This window comes from Promineifilum sp. (SeqCode) (assembly GCF_041918635.1).
Classification (GTDB): Bacteria; Chloroflexota; Anaerolineae; order Promineifilales; family Promineifilaceae; genus Promineifilum.
This window is the reverse complement of the sequence record NZ_JAYRVJ010000083.1, coordinates 1-2322: the sequence shown is the minus strand read 5'-3', so window position 1 is coordinate 2322 and position 2322 is coordinate 1. Positions and strand designations below refer to the sequence as shown.

Sequence of the window (2322 nt, the reverse complement as noted above, 5' to 3'; positions counted from 1 at the left end):
CGAGGCGCTCGGCCTGGGCGGGCTGGGCAAGCCGGCCGGCTTCCTGGAGCGGCAGATCGAGGGCTGGTACCGGCGCTGGCAGGGAGCCAAGCCGGACGAGCTGCCCGACATGGAGCGCGTCTACGCCTGGCTGCGCGACAACCGGCCGGCTGAAGCGGGCGTGTCGCTCGTCCACAACGACTACAAGCTCGACAACGTCATGCTGGCCGCCGGCGACCCCGGTCGCGTCGTGGCCGTCTTCGACTGGGACATGTGCACGCTGGGCGATCCGTTGTCCGACCTGGGGGCGCTGCTGACCTACTGGACGGAGCCGGCCGACCCGCCCTACCTCCAGGCGACAGCCATGATGCCCCTGGGCGACGTGGGCTTTCTGACGCGCGATGAACTGACAGCACGCTACGCCGAGAAGTCGGGCCGGGCGGTGGGCGACATCCACTTCTACCACGCCCTGGGCCTCTTCCGGCTGACGGTCATCATCGCCCAGATCTTCATCCGCTACCGCCGCGGCCAGACGCAGGACGCGCGCTTTGCCGCGATGGAGGCGATGATCCCCCTCGTCGCCCGCCGCGCGGCCGAGATCGCCGGGTTGTAGCGCGGGATGGCATCCCGCGTCCGCCGATGCGAAGAATGGCTACGGATTTAGACGGACGATACGGATAGTGTAATCCGTTTTGTCCGTTTAAATCCGTAGCCATTTTTAGCCAACGCAGAGAGGATTGAAGACGCGGGATACCATCCCGCGCTACAATAAGAGTATGATTCACTACCGTTCCATCTTTCGCAACGATCTATTCAGCGGCCAAACCTATCTCGTCACCGGCGGCGGCACGGGCATCGGCCGGGCCGTGGCCCATGAGCTGGCCTCTCTCGGCGCGCACGTCGTCCTGGCCGCCCGCACCGAGGAGAACCTGATCAAGACAGCGACCGAAATCCGCGAGGCGGGCGGCGCGGCGTCGCACGTCGTCTGTAATATTCGCGAGGAGGAGCAGGTCGCCGCCCTGTTCGAGCGCGTCCTGGCCGAGCGGGGCGCGCTGCACGGCCTGGTCAACAACGCCGGCGGCCAGTTCGTCAGCCCGGCGGAGACGATCTCGCTCAAGGGCTGGCGGGCGGTGGTGGAGACGAACCTGACCGGCACGTTCCTCATGTGCCGTGTGGCGTTCAACCGGCACATGGAGGCCCACGGCGGGGCCATCGTCAACATGCTGATCGAGATGTGGCGCGGCTTCCCCGGCATGGCCCACTCGGCCGCGGCGCGGGCGGGCATCGAGAACCTGACCAAAACGCTGGCCGTGGAGTGGGCGCGGGCCGGCGTGCGCGTCAACGCCGTCGCCCCCGGCCTCATCGCCTCCAGCGGCCTCGACCGCTACCCGGAGGCTGTGCGGCCGATGATCGAGCAGAACGTCCGCGACATCCCGCTCAAGCGCATGGGCACGGAGGCGGAAGTGAGCGCGGCCATCGTCTTCCTGCTCTCGCCGGCGGCGGCCTTCATCACCGGCGAGTCGATCCGCATTGACGGCGGGGGGTCGTTGTGGCGAAAGACGTGGGAGGTGGCGGAGCATGGGAATGCGCCGGCAGAATATAGCGGCTATCTCGAAGAGAAGAAACTGGTTGACTCCTAACGACGAGGAAGCTCAACCGGTTTTAGGAGCAACTGTATACCCTGAAGAACTTCTTGCAATCGTCTGGCCGAGAGCGTACCTATTTTCTCCTTGAAACGTCGCTTATCGACCGTTAGGACTTGCGTGATGTTGACAACACTCGCCTCCGGCAGATTGGCCTCGCCCTTTCTTAATAAGACGTTGCCGGGGGCTTCAGCCAACGCGAGGTTCGTCGTCAGCGCGCAGACAACAATCGTATTGATATGACTGTGATTGTATGAATCGTTTTGAATGACAACATGTGGGTGGCGATAGCCTGGCTCCGATCCGAAGGGTCTGCCTAAATCAAGCCAAAAGATATCTCCCTGGTTGATCACCATTCTTCTTCACCCAGTATTTCCATATAAGTGACTTGCGCTGCCTCCAGCCACTTTATGTCTTCTTCGTCTGGGCCATTCGCATACACTTCATTTAGCTTGGCAGTGATCCGCTCCGCTTCCAGCCTGGAAAGGTATGATTCCACGGCCAACGATATAAGGCCGCTGCGTGAAATTTCGAGTGCTTCCGCTTCTTTCTCAAGTCGCCTGAAAAGTGATTCTTCGATTGAAACCGCGGTTTTAATTGTAGACATACAAATAGTATAACAATGTTTTATACTCTTGCAAACGACGCTGCTCCCCCTTTATTTGTGGATAGAAGCAGCAACCCTGTATGGCTAGACCAT

At 61.4% G+C, this 2322-nt stretch carries 4 protein-coding genes; 2 read left to right on the top strand and 2 right to left on the bottom strand.

Features of this window, described 5'->3' with window-relative positions:
• On the top strand, positions 1-592 hold a 592-nt coding region (locus tag ACE3UY_RS02735), incomplete at its 5' end, for a phosphotransferase family protein (protein ID WP_374686019.1).
• Positions 593-758: 166 nt separating this feature from the next.
• A complete protein-coding gene (locus ACE3UY_RS02730; RefSeq protein WP_374686020.1) occupies positions 759-1619 on the top strand; it encodes an SDR family oxidoreductase in 861 nt (286 codons plus the stop codon).
• Here the strand turns inward: ACE3UY_RS02730 and ACE3UY_RS02725 are convergent.
• Positions 1616-1978 carry a type II toxin-antitoxin system PemK/MazF family toxin gene (locus ACE3UY_RS02725; RefSeq protein WP_374686018.1) on the bottom strand — a complete coding sequence of 121 codons (363 nt, stop codon included), beginning with the start codon at positions 1976-1978 and terminating at the stop codon, positions 1616-1618. The two genes, ACE3UY_RS02730 and ACE3UY_RS02725, sit on opposite strands and share 4 nt — an antisense overlap.
• Positions 1972-2229, bottom strand: a complete 258-nt coding sequence (locus ACE3UY_RS02720) for a CopG family transcriptional regulator (RefSeq protein ID WP_374686017.1) — start codon at positions 2227-2229, stop codon at positions 1972-1974. Before ACE3UY_RS02720 ends, ACE3UY_RS02725 begins: the two co-directional genes overlap by 7 nt.
• Positions 2230-2322: the final 93 nt, after the last annotated feature.